Here is a 25645-nt window from a genome sequence, read left to right on the forward strand (position 1 = left end):
ATGTTATTCTACTGGGTTAGAAAATTATATTTTAAGTTTTTTGGAGAAAATAATGAGCGATAGAATCGTACTGCGTACCGGCGAAGCATTAGTTGCTGGCGGACCAGCAGGAACAGCAGCAGAGCCGGAAATTGTTATCGGTGAATTAGACGGTCCTGTAGGGACTGCACTGGCAACTTTAACGGGTGACCAGGCTAAAGGCCACTCTAAAGTATTCGCTATTTTAAATACCGATATTCAAGTACGCCCGGTAACATTAATGGTGAGTAAAGTAACCGTTACCAATAGCCGTTACACAAATATCCTGATGGGTACCGTACAGGCTGCGATCGCTAATGGTGTTTTAGATGCTGTTCGTGCGGGCGATATTCCTAAAGAAAAAGCCAATGACCTGGGTATTATTTGTTCAGTCTGGTTAAATCCAAGTGTGGCAACTGACGATAACCTTGATCATCAAATTTTGTTTGATATTCATCGTAAAGCAACCGCTCTAGCCATTAAAAAAGCAATGAATAATGAGCCGAGCATAGATTGGTTATTAGAAAATCAGGATAAGATCACGCACAAGTATTTCCAAATGGGATTAGATGGCAAGATTTAATAAGTCTTAAAGCCATTAACAAAAAGCCGCCATCCAAGAGATTGAATGGCGGCTTTTTTGTGTGCTCATTCCCACGGAGACAGTCACTGCCATTAAGTTAAGGGGTAATAAACAACATGTTACATCGTAGGCTGGGTTAGATTTTTTTAGCGAAGCAAAAAAACGTAACCCAGCAAAGCCCCATATACGTAAAATGCTGGGTTATGTTAACTGCACTTCGCTTGCTAAGCTAACCCAACCCGTAAGGCGTATACGTAGGTTGGATGAGCTTATCAAGCGGAGCGTAGATAACGAAATCCGACACTTTCGGGTACCTTTATATGTCGGATTTCGTTTTTAATGCTCCGCAATAAAAAATCTCATCCAACGCTGCCTATCACTACAGATTCATAAAAAAATATGAATCTTTGTAAATTTACGCTTGTGTTTTAATAGAGTATCTACGATTTTGCAGCATTAGCAGTATTAGGGTCTGACACCTTTTCACATACGGTGGGCAACGAGCATAGCATGCGTCCGATTACGCTACGCTAATCGAACCTACCGTACTTTTTTCCTGCTTTGTGAACGACAGCACATTAAAGCCGGTATACTTTGCTGTTTTTGCAGTATAAAATACAATCACTGCTGATTAGAACAAGGCCGAACAAGTTACTTAATTACTCGGTTTCATTAGGCTGATGTTTCTAAAGGAATATTATAGCTACAAAGTCACTTATTGCACGTGCTCTCGCATGCACAAATTGTAAACACTTTAAGGATAAATTATGAGACTTCAACAAATCTTGTATTCAATATTTGCAAAAAATTCCAACCATCCATTAAGCTTAAATGGCTTAACAACACTAATGAGACCTCAGGGTACAAAAGTAACCCGGCTTTATAAGCAAGGTGTATCTAAACAACCCATTGGCTTATCTCTTTATCTAAGAGAGGGGTTTAACCTGTCTATTAAAAACAAATCCATGAAGAATGCTACATCTTTTGGCGTATTATTGAGTACGCTATTTCTATTTTTCTTTATCCCTAATGTCTATGCAGGCTATGCCGATGGTACCGGGATAGGCAAACATCAAAATCAAATTTTCTGGCTTGACTGGCAAGGCTTTTCTTTTTCAAATGGTCAATCAAAAGTCTTTAACCTGCCGGGCGGAGTTGTTGTTACCGCAACGTTAAGTGGTGTGTCAGGCGGTGGTCTTAGTGCCGTAGTTCCTAAGGATATCAGGGGCTTTACTCAGGGCTATCCCAATACGGGCCATACCGCAATACAAAGTTGTTTTGGCTGTGATAATAAATTCACCATGTCTTTCACTGCATCAGTCGGTGGTTTATCAATTCCTGTCGATTTAGTTACTGCAGATGCGGAGGCAGCTAACACTAATGAATTCATGAAATTGGGAACAAATGGAGACGCATGGCGTCTTTTAGAGCAGGTAGAGGCTGTGAACTTAAGAGTAAGCTGGACAAACTCTGACAAGACAATTGAATTGTTTGGTAATGGTCATACCCCTTTTGGGACGGTGTTGGCTGTATCCACTAACTCACCAGCTTAAATTTTGAACTTAAAGGCGGTGGTATTTCTGCGGCTGCATTAGGCGTATTCCTGCCTTTTGACTATGGTGATGCTCCTGCCAGCCTCGGTGAGGCGGGTCATTACATTGTCCAATCCTATGCTGGAGGAGAGCCCGGAGGTCAAAAGGTATATGATCCTGCCACCAGCTTTACTAATTTTGCTACGATTGCAGATTCTCCTGATCTCTATTTAGGCAGCATCAAACCTGATGCCGATCCCGGCACACAAGATTCGCAGGCTAATGCGGTCGGTGATAATAATAATGGCAATAATGATGAACAATCTGTCTCTGGTTTTCCACAATTAGTTGCAGGTAATTATGCGGTTGATGTTGCTGTACACAATACCGGTAGTGTGGCTAATCTCTATGGTTGGATAGATTTTAATAGTGATGGCATTTTTCAGCCTGCAGAAGCCGCTACCGCAACGGTTAACAGTACATCTACAGTCACACTAACATGGAATGCTATTAATCCCGTTTTAAATCCTGGGACACCGGTATATGCCCGCTTTCGACTGACGCGTACCAATTTATCTGACTCAGGCGGCACAGCAAAGGATGAGCGTGCTGAAGGTGGTGCGGGCGATGGTGAGGTAGAAGACTATGCGATTCTGCCCCCGACGGCATCAGCTGATACTTATTCTGTGCCTGAAGATGGAACAGTGACTGTAGCCGCCGCGGGCGTTTTAGCCAATGATCACGATCCTGCCAGTAAACCTTTAACCGCAATACTGGTGACGGATGTCAGCAATGGCACACTTAACCTGGCATCGAACGGCAGCTTTATCTATACTCCAACGAAGTTCTTTTCAGGTTCTGACAGCTTCACCTATAAAGCCAATGATGGCAGTCGTGACAGCAACATCGTAACGGTCACTATCACAATAAACCACATTAATCATGCGCCGGTTGCTCAAGATGATCTCATTACTGCTATTGAAGATACACCGCTTAAGCTGCCAGCCTCTGGCGTTTTGAGTAATGACAGTGACACGGATGTACATGATACCTTGCAGGCCAGCAAAGTTGCTGACCCTGCTCACGGTAGCCTTACATTAAACGCAAATGGGAGCCTGGTCTATACCCCGGATGCCAACTACAACGGTGCGGATAGTTTTACCTATAAAGTTAATGACGGACATCTAGACAGCAATATTGCGACAGTCCAGATTATTGTCTCCGATGTCAATGATCCCTCAGTTGCACAAGTTGATAGCTATAATACGCAAGAAGATACGCAGCTCAACACTTCTGCCTTATCAGGCGTATTGCATAATGATAGAGATGCCGATGGCAATTCTATTACCGCGGTCAGCGTCACCCCTCCGAGCCATGGTCTGCTGCTGCTACAGTCAGATGGTAGTTTTAAGTACACGCCCGATGCTAATTTTAATGGCACCGATAGCTTTACCTACAAAGCCAATGATGGCTCGCTTGACAGCAGCGTTGTGACGGTTTCTATCCGTGTTTCAGCGGTTAATGACCCGCCTGTGGCGATGTCGGACGCTTATCTCGTGCATGAAGATACCGGCCTTAGTGTGAAGGCGGCAACGGGACTACTTAAAAATGATGTCGATCCCGAGCATAACCAGTTAACCGTCAAGCTGGCTTCTAATGTCAGCCACGGTACTCTGCATCTGAATACCGACGGCAGCTTTGACTACACTCCTGCAGCTAACTACAACGGCACGGATAGCTTTAGCTACCAGGCAAATGATGGCCAGCTTGACAGTAACACCGTCACGGTGCTTCTGAGCATTGACGCCGTTAACGATCCACCGCTTGCGGCTAACGATAGCTATACAGCCTCTGAAGACACCTTGTTGGACGAAGCCGCTATCGCGGAGAAAAACAGCGCATCCCTTAAATTTAAAGTGTAACCTCATTGCCTGTTATATGCATAACAGGTAACTTGTAAGCTCATCCAACTAACAATAATGAGGTTACACTGTTATGACACCATCGATAGAGCTTAAATTCAACCATTATTATATCCAGCACTGTAAGCATTTAAAGCTTAAGGGACTGCAACCCAAAACCATTGACGCTTATTCACGCGCTATTCGCCGTATCGGGGAACACTTTCAGGGGCATCTGGATAACTTAACGCAAGATCAACTGGTGGATTATTTTCATGCTCTTTTAAGCCGCCTTTCCTGGAGTGCCGTGAAACTAGATCTCTATGGTCTCAAGTTTTTCTATACACATGTGCTACAAAAGCCGTGGGTTGATGTGCTAATGATTAAACCACCACGATGTACGCGTATACCCGATATTGTCACTGTGGTTGAAGCACAACAACTGTTTATGTCGACCCGTAATCTAAGCTATCGAGTTTTTTATTTTACGATTTACAGTCTAGGTTTACGTTTGGGCGAGGGCTTAAGCCTGAAAGTAGGTGATATTGATGCGACACGCATGCGGGTACATATTCGCAATGCCAAAGGCAATAAGGATCGGCTTGTGCCTTTGCCTGTGAATACCTTGAAGGTGTTGCGTAAGTTTTGGGCTGTGCATAAAAATCCAGTGCTGGTATTTCCCAACCGTGCCCGGGGTCTAAAAGGTGCACATCTTGCTGAATCCCCCCTTGATCGCGGTGGCATCCAGAAGACAATCCGTCTTGTGACGCAAGAAATGGGACTAAAAAAAAGATTTCCTGCCACTCGCTGCGCCACAGTTACGCCACTCACCTGTTAGAAGCCGGGGTTGATTTAGTTGAGTTGCAGAAGATTCTGGGCCATACCAGTTTAGTAACCACGGCTCGCTATACGCATTTGACCGATATTACCGATGAGAATGCAGAGCTGCACATTAATCAGTTAGTCAATGACTTTTCTATTCACTGGGGGCAGATTTCATGATAACCCTAGCTGCAGTGATTGATCAATTTCAGTCTGACTTTTTAAGCGAGTATCAATCTCGTTTACGCTCCAATCAGATCAGTGCATTACATGCCATGAAGAGCTGTCGGACACAGCTGAGTCCTGTGATGCAGGTTAACTGTGCAGACTGTGACTATCAAACCTTTGTGCCTCATTCCTGTGGCCAGCGTAACTGCCCGCATTGTCAACATCATGAGAGTCAACAATGGATTGAACGACAGGTACAAAAACAAGTCCCTGCTGATTATTTTATGAATACCTTTACCTTACCTGCGCAGTTAAGGTCGTTAGCCAGGCAGCATCCGCGGTTACTTTACAGTATGATGTTTGACTGTGCCTGGGCGACTTTACAGAGTTTTAGTAAAAATGATAAGCAGTTGCAAGGCGATGCCGGGGCGATTGCTGTCTTACATACACACTCACGCGAATTAAATTATCATCCGCATATTCATGTCATTATGCCTGCGGCAATCGTGGATAAAATCAAGAAGCTCTGGCGCACTAAGGAAGGCAAATACCTGTTTCATCATAAAGCACTAGCAAAAGTATTTCGTGCAAAGATGCTAGCGCGTATGAACGAAGAAAAGTTGCCATTTCCCACAGCTATTCCGGAAAAATGGGTGGTCGATTGTAAGTTTGTCGGTGCAGGCGATAAAGCATTGATATATCTGGGTCGATACCTGTATCGTGGTGTGATTCGTGAACAGGATATCTTATCCTGCCAAAATGGCAAAGTAACCTACCGTTATCAAGACAGCAAAACCAAACGCTATCAAACCAAAACGGTATCGGGGGCTAAATTTCTGTGGCTGGTGCTGCAACATGTTTTGCCTAAAGGCTTTCGTCGTGCGCGCAATTATGGCTTTTTACATCCGAATAGCAAGGGTGTTATTAAGTTGATTCACTCCCTGCTAAAGTTTGACCCGACGAAGATATTGCGTGCACTCAAAGTACGGCCGGCATTCAGTTGCAAATGTTGTGGCGGGGCGATGGTTGTTGGGCGTCGGCAAATACCCAGGGTGGAAATAATGTTTCAGCCTTTGCCAACTTAACAATTGGAATCACTAGCGCTTATGTAAATTTAAACACTTCGACCCAGGCTATCAGCGGATTAAATGCTGAGGGAGTTGCTTGGGCTAAAATCGGAGATTAAGGCAGAATTTTGCTCCGATACTTGGACTTTGAGAGTTGACTGCAATGGACAACGCTCAAAGTTCAGTTAAACAGGTAAAAACAGAGGTTCGATTCATCAGTCGGGCTGATCAACAAAAAGCTATTTTCATAGAGCGCATTAAATGAATTCCTACTATCGTGCCGGGCTTGTCCAACAAACGGTTCAGATTGTGGCTCGCTTCGCGATCACAATCTAACCTTATTCGTTAAGTGTCAATGCTGGCCAGGGATTGCTGCCTAATGACAGTGACCCTGATGGCGATGCGCTGACCGCTCAACTGAATTCACCACCTACCCATGGCTTATTACATTTGAATCCCGATGGTTCTTTTAGCTACCAGCCGGATGCCAATTTTGGCGGCACTGATTTCTTTAGCTACCACGTCAACGACGGCAAGCTGGATAGTGCCCTTGCTGTTGTTAATTTAACGGTTCATGCGCTCAATGATGCGCCTTTGGGCATAAATGACAGCTATAGCACACAAGAGGACACCCCGATTAACATGGCTGTCGCGAATGGCGTGCTGGCCAATGACACCGATCTCGACGGGGATATATTACATGCGCTTATCACCAGCTCACCCGCCAATGGTCAAGTTAATTTAAGCCTGGATGGCAGCTTTATCTATACGCCGAATCTAAACTTCAATGGCAGCGATAGTTTTACCTACCAGGTTTCTGATAGTGTGGCAGCAAGTGCAGATGTTACTGTTACCATCAACGTGCATGCCGTCAATGACGCACCGGTTGCGGCCGATGATTCCTACTCTGTAGGGGAAGATGGTTTTCTAAAAGTAACGCTTGCGGGCGGACTGTTGAAGAATGACCACGATGCCGATGCTGATAATTTGCGGGTAACGCTAGGTTCAACCGTCAGTGGTGGTGCTCTGCATATGAGCCTTGATGGTAGCTTCACTTACAAACCCGTGACTGGGTTTTCGGGGACAGATAGCTTCACCTACAAGGCCAATGATGGAAAGGTTGATAGCAACCTGGCAACCGTCACTATTACTGTAAACCATAATAACCATCCCGCACTACCGAATGGCGATGCCTATACGGTCGCACAAGATGGCGTGTTGAGCGTTACGATAGCCAATGGCTTGTTAGTGAATGACCTGGATGTCGATGGAGATACTCTGTTAGCCACCAATATTCCGACTAACGTCAGTCATGGTACCCTGCAAATAAAACTGGATGGCTCATTTAACTATACGCCGACACCTGGGTACAGTGGCCCTGACAGCTTTACCTATACCGTCAATGACGGTAGCGCAGATAGCGGGCCGGTAACGGTTAATCTGACGGTTAATCATGCCAATCGTCCACCATTAGCGACAGATGATGTGTACAGTCTTGCTCAGGACGGTGTTTTGACCATTCCGGCCAATAGTGGGTTGCTGGTGAATGATCTGGATGTAGATGGAGACGCTCTTACTGTACTTATCCAGAATTCTCCGGTTAATGGTACGCTGCATCAGGATTTAGATGGTGGCTTCACTTATCAGCCTGCGCCAGGATTTCAGGGGACCGACAGCTATACCTATCTGGCCAGTGATAGTCAGTTAAATAGCCAGATCGTGACCGTTACCCTGCATGTTAATCATACTAACCACGCCCCGTTAGCAGGGGATGACAACTACAGCACCCCAAGTGATACAGTATTACAGATTAGCACAGCCCTTGGGGTATTGAGTAATGATACAGATCAGGATGCAGATGTATTGTTAGCAATGATTGTCGCCCAACCACAACATGGCACGGTACAGCTGAATAAAGAGGGTAGTTTTAAATATACACCCACAGCAGGCTATGCCGGACATGATAGTTTTAGCTATAAGGCAAGAGACAGTTTACTTGTTAGCAATATCGCCACAGTGGGGATCGACGTGCATTTCACTAATCATCCACCCGTGGCTAAAGATGATCAGTACAGTATAGCCACCGACACATCATTGCAGGTAAGTGCCGCTAACGGCATACTGGTTAATGATACCGATGCGGATGGTAATACATTACAAATGATTATCCTGAGTCAGCCTCAGCATGGTTCACTGCATGTACTGACAGACGGAGGGTTTACCTACCAGCCAGATCCTGGATATGCAGGTTCAGATACGTTTACTTACAAAGCAAGTGATGGCAATGCAGACAGTAATGTGGCAACAGCATCAATTACCGTACATGCATTGAACCAGGCCCCCCTTGTTCAACCGACCAACCACATAGTACCACCCAATACGGCACTGCAAATTGACGTACACAAAGGCGTATTAACAGGAGCGACCGATCTGAATAACAACCTGATTAATTCGCTTCTGATTTCAGGACCTGCGCATGGGACGTTACATTTGAACAAAGATGGCAGCTTCACCTATACGCCAGACCCTGGTTATACCGGCAAAGACCAATTCATTATTGCCGGGACAGACAATCACAGCAAAAGTGTTCAGGTCGCCATAATTCTTAATGTCAGTTCGGGTCTAAACCCCGCGCCAGTGCCCGCAAAACCGATCCCTACGCTGAGCCAGTGGGCGGTGGTATTGCTGAGTTTATTAATGTTATCTGTTGCGGGAAGATTTCAGTACTGGAGGAAATAAACAACCACCCGCTGAAAGAGCTTGGCGACTAAAAGTCGGAATACAGGGCGCATAGCCCTGTTATTTAAGCTCACTCTATTCTGTTTTAAAATTATCAGAATGTAGCCTGTATGAAGCTTGCGTAATACAGGAATAGCAGTGCACCCACTTTCCCGTATTCCGCACGCTCCATACGGGCTACACAAAGGTTCGGGTATGATTAAAGTTCCGTAGCTTGGAGTGAGCTTGCGAACCTCAACAATCAATGGCTTACCTAGCCTCTATAAAAAATGCAGTTACACAGCTGGGTTGAGGTAACGCAAAACAGAATCAACAACTTAACTCACATTTATGCTGGGTTTCGTACCTCAACCCAGCCTACGCTGAATACTTTCACAGCCTCTAAAGCACTGCGCCCTCTAGGAATATGGGCTTAATAAATGACAGTGAAGTGCCAAACTGGAAGCTGGTTCAACTATTTCTGCTCATAATTACCGCGTTATATGCTCCCATACATAATCTTCTTTTTCCTGTACATCCTTAAACACCTCACCAGATTTTAATTCTTCTACACAACTATCAAAATCTTCATACAAATGCTGCTCGGCTATCATCCCTGGAACAATACCAATCCGTTTCAACATATCCCTAGGCTGTTTCTGTATACCTGTCACCAGTACCAAAACATTTTTTTTATTTAAAGCCATCACCGCATCTTCGATAGCATACATACCTGATTGATCTATATAAGGTACTTTTCTCATACGCATAATAACCACATCAACCTCAGGAAAAGCCCGACTGATTTCCTGAAATTTGGAGGCAAATCCAAAGAAAATCGGGCCATCAAAATGCTTAATATATATTTTCTTCAAAATATCATCACTTAATTCAGCTTCATCCATCCAGGCAACTTCACGCGCCAACTCATCAGCCGAATTACTGGAAGTTTTTTCTTCCACGATATCACTCATTTTTTTCATAAACAGTACTGAAGCCAGCACCATACCGACTGCAACGGCCTGCAATAAGTCAACAAACACCGTCATCGTCAACACGATCAGCATCACAACGGCATCTGATTTAGGGACATGAAATATATGCTTTAGACCTTTATAATCAATAATACCGATACCCACAGTAATCAAAATACCTGCTAAAACCGGCAAGGGAATCAACCTGGCATAAGCCCCTGCTCCGATTAAGACTAATAATAAGGCAACACCATGTATAACACCCGATAATTTAGTCTTACCTCCTGAATTAATGTTAATCACCGTACGCATTGTCGCACCCGCACCTGGAATACCACCAAGAACAGCAGCAACCATATTACCTATGCCTTGGCCCACCAGTTCCTTATTGCTGTTATGCTGGGTTTTAGTCATATTGTCAGCCACTATAGAAGTTAACAGAGAATCAATCGTGCCCAATGCAGCCAGGGTAAGACCTGGAATAATAATCAGCATGGGATCGCTAAAATCGATATGATCCAGAGCATCCAAATGTAATGCCGGTAAGCCCTCGGGGATATTACCAATAATTGCAACATCTAGCCCCAAAAAGGTAGAAGCGGCAGTTAAGACAACGAGCGCAACCAAAGCACTGGGGATTAGCCTGGTCAGCAGAGGAAAAAGAAAAATTGTAGCGATGGTTGCCACTGCCAGCCCTACCGATTCATAATTTGCCATCGGCAAAATATTAGGTACTTCAGCAAAGATATCCGGTATTTTTTTCGGGGAAACATGCCCTAAAAATGGAAATATCTGTAAAACTATAATAATCACCCCAATTCCGCTCATAAATCCCGAGACTACCGGATATGGCATATAGCGAATATATTGACCTACTTTTAAAATGCCTAAAATAATCTGTAGCAGTCCTGCCAAAAGAAAAATAGCGATAATCGTACCCAGTGCGGCATCCAGGCTACCATGCAATTCAATTTCGGTAGCAATCACCACCGCTGAAACTACCGTCATAGGTCCGGTAGGGCCACTGATCTGAGTATTAGTACCCCCGAACCAGGCAGCAAAAATTCCCAGCGCAATCGCTCCGTAGATGCCGGCGATTGCACCCATACCCGACTGCACACCAAAGGCCAGAGCCAGAGGTAAAGCCACCACACCTGCGGTTATTCCACCGAAAAAATCTCCTCGTAAATTAGAGATATCGATTAATTTGTTATTATTCATTAATACTCTCGTTAAATTTAACAGGAGAAACCTAGCCCCTCCTAAATAAAAAATAGCACCCGTAGTCATTCAGAAATTGACTGTCTAAAGCGGAACGACTCAGGGTATCAATACTATCTAATTAGTACATGAATTTTACCCTATATAACCTTATATGAAATATTTTTCTCACCGCCAGAATATATAAGTACCCAAGCATAATTAATCCAACATTTTACTTGTCTTTTTTCTCATTTTCAGCGCTGCATAAAGAGTTGCGTAGCCTGCTATGCACCGTGTATGCGCAGTGAAAATGAAAAAAAATTCTGTGTAAAATTTGTTAAATTAATTATGTTTGGGTACTTAGTCTGCCATTCCTTGCTACTCATGTTTACCTCACAATGTATAATCCTAAAAAAATCAGTTGCTCACGGTTTCTAGCACAAGCTCTTGATTCCACCGCACTTCAAAAAATGTCCGCTTAAGCTATGGGTGAAGCTAAAATTTTTTGAAAGTGTGACATTAATTCAGTATCTTGCGCTATAAATTCGTGCTCAACTGATTTTTCAAGGATAATCGAATGAACAGTACTCACCACTAAATGATGTTTAAATCAACACTGCATGCACACCGAAAATAATACGCTTTATTATATCTACGACCCTATGTGCAGCTGGTGCTATGCGTATGAACAATCCCTGCAAGCATTACAGAAACAATTGCCCGATGAACTACATTTTGTAGCTATACTGGGAGGGCTAGCAGCTGACACGCAAACGCCTATGCCCATAGAAACACAGGCAATGATTCAATCTGCATGGCGACAAATAGAAGAGACAGTCGCAAATGTGCACTTTAATTTTGATTTCTGGACAAAAAATACACCTTACCGCTCTACTTACTCCGCCTGCCGCGCAATTCTGGCAGCGACAAATCAAGCGCCCGAGTATGCTAAACCCATGCGACAGGCAATCCAGCAGGCTTATTACCAGAACGCTAGAAACCCATCATTAAACGAAGTCCTAATTGATTGTGCTAGACAATTAGGCCTTAATAGCAATCAATTTAGCAAAGACTTACAGAGCATGGCAATTAATCTCAAATTGACTGAGCATAGACACTTTTCGCAGCAACTAGTTGCGAATTCATTTCCCTCTTTGCGCTTAGCTCTAGATTCTGAAACTTATACAATTCCAATTGACTACAATGTGATTAGTCCAACACTCGATATAATCCATCAACGGCTTAACAGTCATCAGAATGATGTTGTTGAGTCTCCCTGCATCCGTGACTGTCGCTTAAATGATCAGGATGTTTGCCTGGGCTGCTTTCGTCAGCTTAATGAAATAACTAACTGGGCATACTGTGATAACGCTGAAAAGCAGGCTGTTCTGGATCAAGCAGCGCAACGTAAAAACATATATAATAAAAACCTAATATAACTTACTGATAGTCACTATGTCTGCAAAACTCACTTGTGTAGAAATACCCGCAAGCTCCAACCCACTCTACTCTATTATCTGGCTACACGGCCTGGGGGCAGATGGTCATGATTTCGAAAGCATTGTTCCAGAGCTGCGCATTGATAATCTTGAGCATATTAATTTTATATTTCCAAATGCTCCGGTTCAAGCTGTTACGATTAATGGTGGCATGGAAATGCGCTCATGGTATGACATACTCGAAGCATCTCTGGATCGGGAAGTTGCAGTGGATGATATTTATCAATCCTCTGCACTATTAGAACAAATCATTCAAGGTGAGATTGATAAAGGCATTAAAGCCGAAAATATCTTGCTGGCCGGGTTTTCCCAAGGCGGCGTCATTGCTTTACACACAGGATTACGCTTTGCGCAAAAGTTAGCAGGCATTATGGCTTTATCAACTTATATGCCAACGACTGAACAGCTAAAAACAGAACGTGCTGTTAGCAATAATGACACACCTATCTTTATGGCGCACGGCACCATGGATCCAGTGGTTTACCCACAAATCGCCAAACAATCCTTTAAACGTTTACAGGAAATGGATTACCCAATTAGCTGGCATGAATACCCGATGCAACATTCACTTTGCCTGGAAGAAATTATCGATATTTCACATTTTATTAATCGTGTTTTTTAAGCCAGACACCGCGTTCCCTCGTTCTACCTAGAAATACGTGGAAGAATAGCTCGGCTGTGTGATCTCGATAAGCAGAGCTTATTTTGCATGCATTCCCAAACAGAGCTTGGGAACGAGAATCGTATCGCTGCCCCGAAACATTGAAGTGTTTCTAAATACATTCCCGCATTGAGCGTGGGAGCAAGAATGGGAAATATACCTATGTCACTCTTTAAAAATCTCACCCTACGCCGATATTTTCCTATCGCACTGCTTGCTTGTCTGATTGTTGCTGTTGCGTTGGTTAAATTGCAACCCAAGATGCAACACGAGCCTAGTGCCGGCCTGATAACCCCGGTCAATGTTATCGAGGTCAAGGCTTATGAAGTAAGACCTGCGATCAGAGGCTTTGGCACAGTTGAACCTGATATTCTACTGGACGCCAAGGCTGAAATTTCGGGTAAAATAATTTATGTGCATCCGCAATTACGCAATGGTTCGATCTTGATGAAAGATATCGTAATCATGCGTATCGAGCCGGATGATTACCAACTGGCATTACAACAAGCTCAGGCTACAGTCGCTAGTCATCAGGCAAAAATCAGAGAAATTCATTTACAAGAGAGCAATCTAAGGGCAGACCTTGCAATCGTTAAGAAAAAAATTAAATTAGTTAAACTGGAATTATCGCGCATCCAGTCTTTAGCCAGAAAACAGTCTGTCTCTAAGTCCAGCCGTGACAGTCAGCAAGTTAAGGTTCTGCAATTACAGCAAGAATTACAACATCTTAATAACCAGCTTATAACGTTACCTGAACAATTAGCGAATGCAAAAGCAAACCTGGAAAACTCTCTCGCTTTAGTTAATACGCAACAGCGCAACCTAGACCGTACGGTAATCACTCTACCCTTTAATGCCCGTATTTCGAAACTTTCCGTTGATGAAAATCAATATATTAATAAAGGGGCGCTACTGTACAGCGCACAAACCACCGATAAAATTCTGATTAACGCTCAGTTTGCTCTTCAGCATTTCAGAATGTTGGCAAAAGATTTTCAAGGTCAGGAAGCGTTGCTTAGAGAAGCCTTTACCTCGGGTTTTACAGTCGATACATTTAAGCAGCTGGGATTAAGCGCAAAAGTTCGCCTTGCCAGTAATGACTCTCCTTTCTGGCAGGCAAACGTAGAACGCATAAGTAGCCAGCTTGACCCAGACACGCGCACTCTGGGTGTTATCGTCAGTGTCGACAACCCCTACACACAAATAATTCCTGGCACTAAACCGCCATTAATGCGAGGTATGTTTACCGAAATCATCCTACAGGGCAAAGCCAAAACTTTCTATGTTTTGCCACGTGATGCACTGCATGAAAACCAAATCTTTATCGTCAACAAGCACAACCAATTGGAACGTCGCCCGGTCGAAAATGCGCAGATTCAAGGAAAGATGGTGCTATTAAGCACCGGTTTACAGCAAGGAGAAATGCTAATAGTCTCCGATGTCTTTCCTGCCATTCCAGGCATGCAAGTTCAAACAACGCTAGAAACAGCTCTACAACAATCCATTGCAGATTGGGCAAAGGAGCAATAACATGATTCGTTATTTTATCCTGCATCCCACTGCCGCCAATCTATTAATGGGCTTGCTGATTATTCTTGGCCTAGTCACATTACCGACACTGAAACGCGAAACGTTTCCTGAAATTGAGCACTACGAAATTGAAGTCAAAGTTGTCTACCCCGGTGCAACGCCACGAGAAATTGAGCAAAAAATATGTAAACCCTTAGAAAATACCATTGATGGCACCAGTTATATAGATGAAATGCGCTGTGAATCCCGTCAGTCTATGGCAGTGGCGACTATTAAGATGCAGGAACAGGGCGATTTCGTTCAGTTTAATAATGATACCTAAATCCTGCAAGCCCATATTTTGACTCTCATTAACCTGTCTAGCTAAGTGGTTATTAGGTTTTTACTGCCGCTTTGCCAGCCCTCTTTGTCCAACCGATCAAAATATCCAGATTTAAATCATAAATAGAGGAAATTTTTTGTATCGTATGGATATCCCCCGAGCCCAAGGCAATAAACACCCTGCCAACGTGCCATGACCTTTTAATCAAAGTGACTTAACTTCGGTTAATGTTAAGCGAGTAACCCCACCTTAACCCAATCATCCCATTCCTGTGGATAGAGCGGATCTGCAGGTGTTCTGACTCTCAGCTGATTATTGCCTGTGAGTAATTTTCCAGCCACCCGAATCAGATAAGTACGAAGTGTATCCGGCTCCCATTGGCACAACGTTTTGTTGCCACTCAATTGAGCCATCCAGCGCACGGTATTGTAGGCAAGAACGGCGCAATGAAATAATGCGGCATTAGCCAGAAATTGATTCGTTCTGATTTTACCTAAACCCATTTGTGATTTTGCTTCTTCAATCCATGTTTCGCACGTCGCTCGTTCACCATACTTCTTATGTGTTTGCCAAGGCGATAGAGGTTCAGTTGTTACATAACAAAAATAGTCATATTCTGCCGTATCCCAAAGCTCGGACTGAGGTCCTGTCACTTGTTTAGGTTGCTTTATCCTGACCGCGACAAACTGACGAGAGCGAGACCAGCCACCACAACGATATTGAAACTCGCTCTGCTCCCAACCGGGTCGGCCTTGTATGGCTGTCCAGGCCTGTTTGGCCAGCAATGCGTTCAAATTCTTAAGTTTAACCTTTATTAGATACCCATGCCCTCTGGTATCGAGAAATTCAAGCAAATCACCGACAAAATAACCACTGTCACCGCGAAAAATAATGCGCATCCGATTGGGCAAGTGTGCAAGTAACTGTTTGGTAAATTCTACAACACCATTGCTTGTAAAGGCATTGCCTGTCCGGAACCAGGCTTGTAAAATTTCTTTTGTTTCCGCTAGAAAAGCGAGTTGTGGATGGTATGAACGGGCACCTTTCTTTTTGGGGTTGAAGCCTTTGGCACTTCCTTCTTGTCGACCACAAACGGTGTCCACAGTTGAATCGACATCGACCCACTGGACGGATTGTATGCCAGTTTTCGATTTTCCGGAACGAAGCAATCGCCGCCAGTGTTGACCACGCAAAGTATGCGTGAGCGTTTCAAACTGGCTTATCTGCCTATCACTTACTTCTTTAAAGATCCGTAAAATTGTGGTTTCAACAGGAATCTTTATCCAGCCAGCTACTTTGCGCAGTACGCTATCTGCCCATACGGTCGTCACCTTTGCCATTGATGTTGCTCCCCCCATCATGCCAACCAACGTCAATAGAACCACATCAGATAAGTGATGGTCTGCATTTTCACCCCGCCGATGTGGAACGCTTTGTTTTACGGTTTTTTCAAAACCTATCCTGTCTAAATATTTCACGACGGGAATCAGTCCCGCCTGGCTTGTCAATCCATGTGCTGTAGATGTCATTTTTACCGTTCGGGTACGGTTTCTTACGTGAGATGAGGATTTTGATACTTTAGAGGGCTTCATTAAAACAATGAGATAGTGAAATCAGGAAAATGATATTATATCATTGTTTAATAAGGAGTTTTGTGGATTATTATGTATAATGCTTGCAGGATTTAGGTGATATTCGTAGTGCTGTTGATGAAGTTGAGAATTTCCCAAATGATAGCGAAGAGCCGATAATTAAAGAACTGGGGCGTACCCAGGACGTGGTCACTGTGGCACTCAGTGCCAATATACCCAAACCGGAATTAAAAGACCTGGCCGAAAGCATCAAGGAACGTATGCTACGCGAACCTGGTATTCCACTGGTTAGTATTGAAGGCTTCTCTAAACGTCAGTTTCAGGTACAAATTGCACAAGATAAACTCCGCTTATATGGGATCAGTTTGCAATCTGTGGCCAATATCATCGCCCAACAGAATCTGGATTTACCGACGGGAGAAATTCAAACGGCTGAGCGTGACTATCAAATTCGCTTCAATGATGAACGCCGCTCACCTACTGAGTTAAAAGAATTAGTTATTATCAGCGGAGAGCATGGCAATGAAGTACGCTTGGGCGATATTGCCACGATTATTGACAGCTTTGAGAAAGCCGAAGATAAGGCAACTTATAATAATATGCCCACGGCGTTCCTAAAAATTCGCAAGAACTCGCAAGACGATAGCCTGCGTATTTTAGAACAGGTCAAAGGTTTTATTAAACGAGAACAGCTAGGCCTTCCCGAGCAGGTTTTTTTCAATTTAACGCAAGACTTTACCAGTATTGTTGAAGACCGTATTGCACTGCTCGTGAGTAATGCCTGGCAAGGTTTATTACTGGTCTTTGCGGTAATGTGGCTGTTTTTTGGTACCCGTTATGCATTTTGGGTGGTCATGGGGCTCCCCGTGTCTTTCCTCGCCAGCGCCTTTATATTAGCCCAGTGGGGAATTAGCGTTAACATGCTCTCGATGGTTGCACTTTTACTGGCGCTGGGTATTCTGATGGATGACGCCATTGTCATTAGTGAAAGCATCGGCAAGCATATGTCATTAGGTAAAACGCCTGTACAAGCCGCTATAGATGGCACGATGGCGGTAAAAAATGGCGTGCTCTCTTCCTATATCACCACCCTGTGTATTTTTACCGGTTTATTATTCCTATCTGGCGATATTGGTCAATTGCTGTATACCATTCCTGCGGTATTAATTTCCGTGATCACGATCTCTCTGGTGGAAGCTTTTTTTATTTTACCGCATCATTTGCAGCATTCCTTACAGCATGCTTCAGAAAAACCCACATCAAGAGTTCGTCAGCAATTCCTCATCTATTTCGAGAAACTTCATCTTAAGGTGAATGGCTGGGTAAAAAAACTGATTGTCTACCGCTATTTATTTATCGGTTCAGTGGTCGGTGTTTTTATCTTGTCGGTTAGCTTATTAGTCTCTGGCATCGTTAAATTCTCCGCTTTTCCCAATGTCGAAGGTGACCTTTTACAGGCACGGGTACTAATGCCCGTTGGTAGTTCACTAGCTCAAACCCAGCGCACCCTAGACAAAATCACTAGCAGCATAGAAGCCGTTAACACCCAGTATCAAAGCGATTATCAAACCCCGCTTATCAAGGGTATGACCGTACATTATGGTAAAAATGCTGATGCCTTTGAAGGCGGCGCGCATCTGGCAACTGTGAGCGTTGATTTACTCACTGCCGAGCAACGTGAGCAGTCAATAAACCAAATAGCCGAGCAATGGCGTAAGCACCTGGGCGTTGTACCCGAAGCTTTAAATATTGCCATTAAAGAGCCTGTTATTAGCCCGGCAGGACGTGCTATTTATATACGCTTGCAGGGCGATGACCTCAGCAGTCTTACGACAGCATCCCACCAACTGCAAAACTGGTTGGCGGGTTACCCCGGGGTTAGTAATCTAATGGATGATTTGCGCCCCGGAAAACCTGAATTTACCCTCAATCTAAAACCCGGTGCTTTCGCATTGGGCCTGACTGCACAGGAAATAGCCACCCAGTTACGCGCGGCTTATCAGGGAATTGAAGTACTGGAAAGTGCCATCGATTTAGAAACGTATGAAGTGATCGTTAAGCTGGATGATGCCTCCAAAGATGAACTGGCAGACTTTGATTACTTCCCCATTATTCACCCCGTATCGGGGCATATGATTCCACTGGTAAATGTCGCTGAAATCACAGCTACCCGCGACTTTTCACGTATTCAGCGTATCAATGCGCAACGCGCCGTGACTATTTATGGCGATATAGATGCAGAAGTGAATAATACTCAGGCAATTTTTCAGGATTTGCAAAACACATTTCTGCCTGAATTTAAACAGCAACACCCCGATATCAGCATCCATTTTGAAGGTGAAGTAAAGGAAGGTCCCTTAACCCGAAACTCCATGCGTAAAAGCATGCTAATGGGACTCATCGGGATTTTTGCGCTGCTAAGCCTGCAATTTCGTTCTTATTCCGAGCCCATTTTAGTCATGGCCAATATCCCTCTGGCTTTTATTGGTGTTATCTTTGGCCACCTGATTATGGGGCTGGATATTACTATGCCGTCTTTATTAGGCTTTGTCTCTTTGGCCGGTATCGTGGTCAACGACTCCATACTCTTGGTCGAGTTCGTCAAACAACATATCAATGAAGGAATGACACCCCACCAGGCCGCCGCAAAAGCAAGTGGTGAGCGTTTTAGAGCCGTGGTGCTCACTTCATTAACCACGATTGTCGGTTTAACACCCCCTATTATTTGAGCAAAGTCCACAAGCACAGATTTTAATTCCACTGGCGACCAGTATTGTTTTTGGCATACTTAGTTCTACCCTTCTGGTGCTTTTTGTGGTGCCATGTTTGTATACCATTCTGGAAGATTTGGGTGTTGTAAAAATTAGCAATAATACCGCTATTTAAACTTTTCTATAGCGATCAGATTACTGTTTTTAAAATGAATTTCTGGAAACCATTTTTTTTCTTGGCTCTGTCACCGCTAAGTGTGGGATTTTAAAAAAACTTAGTTTTTCAACACCTTAAGCTCGCGATGAAATACAACTCAAAGTTGGCCAAATCAAGCTCTCAAAAGTTATGAGTTATATTTTCAACACTTAACAGTGACAGGCCCTTTTTCTTTGAACTTAGCTGAATTATTAAAATTGGCTTCCAAAAACACGTATCTAATGCGTTTTTTTTCTAAAGCAGCCCGAATGACAGATATAGATAACTACAAATATAATGACTACATATCATTAAGTTAGATAAATAATATAATGTAGTCAAGATTATAAGGAAGCGTATATCATGCATTTTATTAACTGAAACTTGACAATATTTTTGCATCATAGAAACTATACTCATCTTAACTAACAAAATATCCCCTTTTGAACGACATTCCTCTTAGTATACTTTATGGTGTACTCGCCGCTTTACTACTTTTATCCGCATTTTTCTCAAGCTCAGAAACAGCGCTAATGACCCTCAATCGTTACCGATTGCAACACTTGGTAAAGCAAGGGCATAAAAGCGCAAAAAAAGCTCAGCGCTTATTAAAACGCCCTGATAGACTGCTAGGGCTTATCTTACTAGGCAATAACTTCGTTAATATTCTGGCATCTTCTCTGGCAACTGTTATCGGCATGCGCCTTATGGGAGATGAAGGTATCGCTTTAGCTGCTGGTATTTTGACGCTTGTGGTACTAATTTTCTCTGAAGTCGCGCCGAAAACGCTGGCTGCTCTTAAGCCTGAATTAATCGCATTTCCTGCCTCCTGGATTTATACCCCATTATTAAAACTGTTTTACCCCATTGTCTGGTTTGTCAATTTGATTGCCAATGGCTTACTGCGCATTTTTGGTATTAAGGCTGCCGAACATAGCCAAGCAACGCTTAATAAGGATGAGCTAAAAAGCATTGTTGCTGAGACCGATTCGATTATGCCGGATAGATATAAAAATATTTTACTCGGAATTATTGATCTGGAAAGTGCGACTGTCGAGGATATCATGACGCCTCGAAATGAAATTATCGGTATCAATATAGAAGACCCGATTGAAGATATCGTGCTGCAACTTAAAAACAGCCCGCATACCCGTATTCCTATTTACAAAGAGAGCATCGACCGCGTTATAGGTTTCTTACATCTTAGAACTATTCTTACACAGCTGTTTAATACTGAGAAATTTAGTAAACAAGATATTACCAATAACCTGATTACCCCCTTTTTCACCCCGGAAACCACTCCACTACACAAACAAATTCAAAGCTTCAAGATCGACAAAATACGCATAGGCTTAGTGGTTGATGAATATGGTGATGTACAAGGCCTAGTAAGCATGGATGACCTCTTACAAGGTATCGTAGGGGAAATCATGACTGAGGAAGCTGATGTTAAAAAGTTTGCAGATGGTAGTTACCTTGTGGACGGTAGCGTAACCATCCGTGAACTCAATCGTATTACTCACTGGAGCCTGCCTACCGAAGGTCCGAAAACTATTAACGGCTTAATTATCGAGTTTCTGGAAACTATCCCTCAGGTTGGAACGAGCTTAATGATGCATGATAAACACCTGGAAATTATTACGCGTAATAAACATGCAATTACCCAAGTTAAGTTTCTAGCTAAGGCACCTGGAAATAAATAAGCGTCCAATATTTGGGCAGGATTTTTGTTTGTCATTAGTGCTGTAGCAGTAGGCACATAGCTGGCTACGTAACTATTGCTACAATGCTAATGACGGAAAAAAAGACCAGCAAAGTTGGATGATGTGTGTTTCCAGGTGCCTAAATAGCTCAAACAGCTACCTTTTAGCAATTGCATAAATTGACCTCGCTAAAGAGATAAAAAACACACAGATTTTAAGCAACTGCGCTTAAACTTGTCTATACTAAAAATACCTCAGTTTGAAATCGGGCATCAATATTACTCGAAATAATGGCAAAATTTAGTGTTTTTCTTAGGGATGAGTCTTTATTCTCTGCACTTTTTAAATCAGGTGTTATTCATATCGGCCGCGATGAAAGCAATGACCTGGCTATTGATAGCCTGGCTTTTGCACCCGCGCATGCAGCTGTTATCGTGCGTGATAACGAAACGATTATTAAACAGCTTAATGCCAACTTCCCACTTATCATCAATGGCAAACGCCATAATAAGCACCGCTTAAAAAATGGCGACATCATTACTGTAGGCAAGCATCAAATCATTTACAATCCCGATGAAAATAAAACGACACTAGCTCAACCTAACTCTAAAGCAACAGACTTAAACAACTCGTCAAAGCACATTGAACAACCTGCTGCCAGTTTGCAGATTATGACAGGCAAACATATCGGACATATTATTCCACTCAATAAAAGCATGACCCGTATGGGTCATCAAGGCTCTGGTATCATCGTCATTACTCTGCGAAAAGAGGGATATTTTGTTTCTGTACTTGAAGCAAATGATAGAATAAAGCTGAACAATACCCTACTGGCTAGTCACAGCATACAGCTAAAAAATAACGATATTATTTTACTTAACGATATTCCCATACAATTTATATGGATTAAATGATCATGACCCCAAATAAAGACCTGCAGCAATTCCAGCTCATTTTTGATCAAGCCTGCCCACTATTGAGTTATGATGATGGGGAATACTCGTGTGAGCTTATTGATATTTCCCTGCAGGGCTGCTTATTAGGTTTTAAAAACACCTGGGAACAACATGACCTGGAATCACTCTATACCCTGACACTTGAGTTGCCAGAGACTACACCTATCGTTATGAACTTATCCATTAGCCATGTAGTCGATAATGAAGTGGGGTTTAAATGCGAGCATATGGATTTAGACGATATCTCCGCGCTAAGCCATTTTGTTGAGCTAAACCAGGCTAACATCACATTATTAGATCGAGAGCTTATTGCGCTAATGCATTGCGGTTAATCCTAGAAAAATCCTGTTTTTTGTATCTTTATTACTCCTCCAAACAACTGTAGGGCGGTGCTTTAGCCCGCACATATAATAAGTACATGGCAAAAAAAATAACCGCATTTGTATGCACAGATTGTGGCGCTGACTCGCCTCGCTGGGCAGGCCAATGCAATGCATGCAAAGCCTGGAATACCATCAAAGAAGTCCACCTGGGTAGTGATCCAGTCAGCTCTCAACACCTGGGATATAGCGGTAGCCAGAGCAGCGTACAATTATTATCCGAAGTAAACCTGACACAGACAGAACGCCTGATAACCGGCATTTCCGAATTTGATCGCGTGTTAGGCGGCGGTATAGTACGTGGCAGTGTGGTACTTATTGGTGGTACGCCAGGCGCAGGAAAGAGTACATTATTATTACAGGTAATCGCTAAACTGGCCGACCAGGATGTTAGCGTTCTATATGTATCTGGCGAAGAGTCCCTACAACAAATTGCTGAACGTGCGATACGCCTAAGCCTGCCGTTAAACAAAATTAAAATGCTGGCAGAAACCTCCGTACAGAGCATTTGTAATACGCTGGATGAAATAAAACCCCGTATTCTTGTGATCGACTCGATTCAGGTAATGCATACACAAACATCTGAATCTACGCCGGGCTCAGTTTCTCAGGTTAAAGAATCCGCAAGTTATTTAACCCAATATGCCAAAAAAAATAATGTCTCGGTTTTTATGGTTGGCCATGTGACAAAAGATCAGTCCTTAGCTGGCCCAATGACTCTCAGCCATATAGTGGACACCCAGTTGATACTTGCGTCTACTGATGACGCACGGTTTAGAGTGCTCAGAGCGGATAAAAACCGTTTTGGCAGTGTCGGCGAATTAGGCTTTTTCGCCATGGATAGCAGCGGCTTAAAAGAAGTTAGAAACCCTTCTGCCATGTTTCTTAATCGTACCGAAAAACCTTCTCCCGGCAGTGTGGTTACGGTTTTATGGGAAGGTACACGCCCGCTATTAGTAGAAATTCAGGCTTTAGTCACTGAATGCCAATATGGTAACCCGCGTCGCCTTGCTGTAGGCTTTGATCAAAACCGTCTGGCCATGCTACTGGCAATATTAACCCGACATGGCGGCATATTCACCGCCAGCGACGAAATCTATGCCAATGTCGTAGGCGGTATTAAAGTAACCGAAACCAGTTCCGACCTTGCCATCCTGATTAGCATAGTTTCTAGCCTAAAAGATACTGTTGTGCCACACGATAGTTTTTTCTTTGGTGAGCTAGGCTTAAACGGTGAAATCAGACCCGTAGCCAACGGCTATGCTCGCCTGAATGATGCTGCTAAACATGGTTTCAAAAAGGCAATCATTCCCAAAGCCAATGCGCCCAAGAAAACCATTGCCGGCTTGCAGATATTTCCTGTCAGCAGTTTATCCGAAGCATTGACAGCCCTTGCAGATATAAGCTAATTTCAGTCAAAATAGTCTTAGTTCAGGTTACTAGGAGTTAATTGAGTGGTTTATTTATAAGTATAATCACTAGCTTGCTTTAATTTTGATTACCGACTAACTATTTAGCTTTTTTAATGATAGCCTTGAATTAACCTAGAAAAATCAGTTGAGCGCGGAATTATGGTACAACATATTGAATTAATACCTAAATCCTGCAAGCATTATACATAATAATCCACAAAACTCCTTATTAAACAATGATATAATATCATTTTCCTGATTTCACTATCTCATTGTTTTAATGAAGCCCTCTAAAGTATCAAAATCCTCATCTCACGTAAGAAACCGTACCCGAACGGTAAAAATGACATCTACAGCACATGGATTGACAAGCCAGGCGGGACTGATTCCCGTCGTGAAATATTTAGACAGGATAGGTTTTGAAAAAACCGTAAAACAAAGCGTTCCACATCGGCGGGGTGAAAATGCAGACCATCACTTATCTGATGTGGTTCTATTGACGTTGGTTGGCATGATGGGGGGAGCAACATCAATGGCAAAGGTGACGACCGTATGGGCAGATAGCGTACTGCGCAAAGTAGCTGGCTGGATAAAGATTCCTGTTGAAACCACAATTTTACGGATCTTTAAAGAAGTAAGTGATAGGCAGATAAGCCAGTTTGAAACGCTCACGCATACTTTGCGTGGTCAACACTGGCGGCGATTGCTTCGTTCCGGAAAATCGAAAACTGGCATACAATCCGTCCAGTGGGTCGATGTCGATTCAACTGTGGACACCGTTTGTGGTCGACAAGAAGGAAGTGCCAAAGGCTTCAACCCCAAAAAGAAAGGTGCCCGTTCATACCATCCACAACTCGCTTTTCTAGCGGAAACAAAAGAAATTTTACAAGCCTGGTTCCGGACAGGCAATGCCTTTACAAGCAATGGTGTTGTAGAATTTACCAAACAGTTACTTGCACACTTGCCCAATCGGATGCGCATTATTTTTCGCGGTGACAGTGGTTATTTTGTCGGTGATTTGCTTGAATTTCTCGATACCAGAGGGCATGGGTATCTAATAAAGGTTAAACTTAAGAATTTGAACGCATTGCTGGCCAAACAGGCCTGGACAGCCATACAAGGCCGACCCGGTTGGGAGCAGAGCGAGTTTCAATATCGTTGTGGTGGCTGGTCTCGCTCTCGTCAGTTTGTCGCGGTCAGGATAAAGCAACCTAAACAAGTGACAGGACCTCAGTCCGAGCTTTGGGATACGGCAGAATATGACTATTTTTGTTATGTAACAACTGAACCTCTATCGCCTTGGCAAACACATAAGAAGTATGGTGAACGAGCGACGTGCGAAACATGGATTGAAGAAGCAAAATCACAAATGGGTTTAGGTAAAATCAGAACGAATCAATTTCTGGCTAATGCCGCATTATTTCATTGCGCCGTTCTTGCCTACAATACCGTGCGCTGGATGGCTCAATTGAGTGGCAACAAAACGTTGTGCCAATGGGAGCCGGATACACTTCGTACTTATCTGATTCGGGTGGCTGGAAAATTACTCACAGGCAATAATCAGCTGAGAGTCAGAACACCTGCAGGTCCGCTCTATCCACAGGAATGGGATGATTGGGTTAAGGTGGGGTTACTCGCTTAACATTAACCGAAGTTAAGTCACTTTGATTAAAAGGTCATGGCACGTTGGCAGGGTG

The 25645-nt window shown here is 43.4% G+C and carries 17 protein-coding genes and 2 pseudogenes; 17 read left to right on the forward strand and 2 right to left on the reverse strand.

The features are described from left to right. The first annotated feature begins 52 nt into the window (after positions 1-52). The 7 genes and pseudogenes from fae (at position 53) to ACQY3F_RS11995 (ending at position 8830) form a co-directional block, all read left to right on the forward strand. Complete coding sequence (gene fae, locus ACQY3F_RS11965) at positions 53-601, forward strand: formaldehyde-activating enzyme (RefSeq protein ID WP_428355079.1); 549 nt, start codon at positions 53-55, stop codon at positions 599-601. A 767-nt stretch (positions 602-1368) separates the two neighbouring features. Then, on the forward strand, positions 1369-2154 hold the full coding sequence (locus ACQY3F_RS11970) for a CshA/CshB family fibrillar adhesin-related protein (protein ID WP_428355080.1): 786 nt from the start codon (positions 1369-1371) through the stop codon (positions 2152-2154). Between the two features lie 374 nt (positions 2155-2528). After that, on the forward strand, positions 2529-4055 hold the full coding sequence (locus ACQY3F_RS11975; RefSeq protein WP_428355082.1) for an Ig-like domain-containing protein: 1527 nt from the start codon (positions 2529-2531) through the stop codon (positions 4053-4055). Positions 4056-4128: 73 nt separating this feature from the next. Next, positions 4129-5036: pseudogene (locus ACQY3F_RS11980) on the forward strand (tyrosine-type recombinase/integrase). Beyond that, a complete protein-coding gene (locus ACQY3F_RS11985; RefSeq protein WP_428352924.1) occupies positions 5033-6109 on the forward strand; it encodes an IS91 family transposase in 1077 nt (358 codons plus the stop codon). The pseudogene ACQY3F_RS11980 and the gene ACQY3F_RS11985 overlap by 4 nt, the downstream one beginning before the upstream one ends. Before the next feature lie 342 nt (positions 6110-6451). Continuing rightward, positions 6452-8719: pseudogene (locus tag ACQY3F_RS11990) on the forward strand (Ig-like domain-containing protein); the annotation flags it as partial. A 9-nt stretch (positions 8720-8728) separates the two neighbouring features. Further along, a complete protein-coding gene (locus tag ACQY3F_RS11995) occupies positions 8729-8830 on the forward strand; it encodes an IPTL-CTERM sorting domain-containing protein (RefSeq protein ID WP_428357678.1) in 102 nt (33 codons plus the stop codon). A gap of 470 nt (positions 8831-9300) precedes the next feature. Here ACQY3F_RS11995 and ACQY3F_RS12000 read toward each other — a convergent pair whose 3' ends face one another. Next, positions 9301-11004 (reverse strand): SulP family inorganic anion transporter, encoded by a 1704-nt coding sequence (locus ACQY3F_RS12000; protein ID WP_428355083.1) that lies wholly within the window; start codon positions 11002-11004, stop codon positions 9301-9303. Positions 11005-11606: 602 nt separating this feature from the next. Between ACQY3F_RS12000 and ACQY3F_RS12005 the strand changes: the two genes are divergently transcribed. The 4 genes from ACQY3F_RS12005 to ACQY3F_RS12020 all read left to right on the forward strand — a co-directional run bounded on the left by ACQY3F_RS12005 (position 11607) and on the right by ACQY3F_RS12020 (position 14998). Continuing rightward, positions 11607-12425, forward strand: coding sequence for a DsbA family protein (locus ACQY3F_RS12005; protein ID WP_428355084.1), 819 nt, complete (start codon positions 11607-11609; stop codon positions 12423-12425). A gap of 16 nt (positions 12426-12441) precedes the next feature. Next, complete coding sequence (locus tag ACQY3F_RS12010; protein WP_428355085.1) at positions 12442-13107, forward strand: alpha/beta hydrolase; 666 nt, start codon at positions 12442-12444, stop codon at positions 13105-13107. Positions 13108-13308: 201 nt separating this feature from the next. Further along, complete coding sequence (locus ACQY3F_RS12015) at positions 13309-14676, forward strand: efflux RND transporter periplasmic adaptor subunit (RefSeq protein WP_428355087.1); 1368 nt, start codon at positions 13309-13311, stop codon at positions 14674-14676. Position 14677: 1 nt separating this feature from the next. Further along, positions 14678-14998 carry an efflux RND transporter permease subunit gene (locus ACQY3F_RS12020; protein ID WP_428355088.1) on the forward strand — a complete coding sequence of 107 codons (321 nt, stop codon included), beginning with the start codon at positions 14678-14680 and terminating at the stop codon, positions 14996-14998. Between the two features lie 230 nt (positions 14999-15228). Here ACQY3F_RS12020 and ACQY3F_RS12025 read toward each other — a convergent pair whose 3' ends face one another. Next, the gene (locus ACQY3F_RS12025; RefSeq protein WP_428352972.1) at positions 15229-16590 is read right to left on the reverse strand and encodes an IS1380 family transposase; all 1362 of its coding nucleotides are present in this window, start codon (positions 16588-16590) and stop codon (positions 15229-15231) included. An 83-nt stretch (positions 16591-16673) separates the two neighbouring features. Between ACQY3F_RS12025 and ACQY3F_RS12030 the strand changes: the two genes are divergently transcribed. The 6 genes from ACQY3F_RS12030 (at position 16674) to ACQY3F_RS12055 (ending at position 25590) form a co-directional block, all read left to right on the forward strand. Further along, a complete protein-coding gene (locus ACQY3F_RS12030) occupies positions 16674-19319 on the forward strand; it encodes an efflux RND transporter permease subunit (protein WP_428355090.1) in 2646 nt (881 codons plus the stop codon). A 621-nt stretch (positions 19320-19940) separates the two neighbouring features. Continuing rightward, positions 19941-21200, forward strand: a complete 1260-nt coding sequence (locus ACQY3F_RS12035) for an HlyC/CorC family transporter (RefSeq protein WP_428355091.1) — start codon at positions 19941-19943, stop codon at positions 21198-21200. A 290-nt stretch (positions 21201-21490) separates the two neighbouring features. Further along, entirely contained in the window at positions 21491-22114 is a 624-nt protein-coding gene (locus ACQY3F_RS12040) for an FHA domain-containing protein (RefSeq protein WP_428355092.1), read from the forward strand. A gap of 2 nt (positions 22115-22116) precedes the next feature. Then, a complete protein-coding gene (locus ACQY3F_RS12045) occupies positions 22117-22488 on the forward strand; it encodes a PilZ domain-containing protein (protein ID WP_428355093.1) in 372 nt (123 codons plus the stop codon). An 86-nt stretch (positions 22489-22574) separates the two neighbouring features. Next, positions 22575-23945, forward strand: a complete 1371-nt coding sequence (gene radA / locus ACQY3F_RS12050; RefSeq protein ID WP_428355094.1) for a DNA repair protein RadA — start codon at positions 22575-22577, stop codon at positions 23943-23945. Between the two features lie 283 nt (positions 23946-24228). Further along, complete coding sequence (locus ACQY3F_RS12055) at positions 24229-25590, forward strand: IS1380 family transposase (protein ID WP_428352976.1); 1362 nt, start codon at positions 24229-24231, stop codon at positions 25588-25590. Positions 25591-25645: the final 55 nt, after the last annotated feature.

Source organism: Methyloprofundus sp. (genome assembly GCF_965251085.1).
Taxonomy (GTDB): domain Bacteria; phylum Pseudomonadota; class Gammaproteobacteria; order Methylococcales; family Methylomonadaceae; genus Methyloprofundus.

Excerpts from the sequence above, each read along its gene's own strand:
- fae (WP_428355079.1), top strand. The coding sequence starts at position 53 with ATGAGCGATAGAATCGTACTGCGTACCGGCGAAGCATTAGTTGCTGGC.
- ACQY3F_RS11970 (WP_428355080.1), top strand. The coding sequence starts at position 1,369 with ATGAGACTTCAACAAATCTTGTATTCAATATTTGCAAAAAATTCCAAC.
- ACQY3F_RS11985 (WP_428352924.1), top strand. The coding sequence starts at position 5,033 with ATGATAACCCTAGCTGCAGTGATTGATCAATTTCAGTCTGACTTTTTA.
- ACQY3F_RS12000 (WP_428355083.1), bottom strand. The coding sequence starts at position 11,004 with ATGAATAATAACAAATTAATCGATATCTCTAATTTACGAGGAGATTTT.
- ACQY3F_RS12005 (WP_428355084.1), top strand. The coding sequence starts at position 11,607 with ATGCACACCGAAAATAATACGCTTTATTATATCTACGACCCTATGTGC.
- ACQY3F_RS12010 (WP_428355085.1), top strand. The coding sequence starts at position 12,442 with ATGTCTGCAAAACTCACTTGTGTAGAAATACCCGCAAGCTCCAACCCA.
- ACQY3F_RS12015 (WP_428355087.1), top strand. The coding sequence starts at position 13,309 with ATGTCACTCTTTAAAAATCTCACCCTACGCCGATATTTTCCTATCGCA.
- ACQY3F_RS12020 (WP_428355088.1), top strand. The coding sequence starts at position 14,678 with ATGATTCGTTATTTTATCCTGCATCCCACTGCCGCCAATCTATTAATG.
- ACQY3F_RS12025 (WP_428352972.1), bottom strand. The coding sequence starts at position 16,590 with ATGAAGCCCTCTAAAGTATCAAAATCCTCATCTCACGTAAGAAACCGT.
- ACQY3F_RS12040 (WP_428355092.1), top strand. The coding sequence starts at position 21,491 with ATGGCAAAATTTAGTGTTTTTCTTAGGGATGAGTCTTTATTCTCTGCA.
- ACQY3F_RS12045 (WP_428355093.1), top strand. The coding sequence starts at position 22,117 with ATGACCCCAAATAAAGACCTGCAGCAATTCCAGCTCATTTTTGATCAA.
- radA (WP_428355094.1), top strand. The coding sequence starts at position 22,575 with ATGGCAAAAAAAATAACCGCATTTGTATGCACAGATTGTGGCGCTGAC.
- ACQY3F_RS12055 (WP_428352976.1), top strand. The coding sequence starts at position 24,229 with ATGAAGCCCTCTAAAGTATCAAAATCCTCATCTCACGTAAGAAACCGT.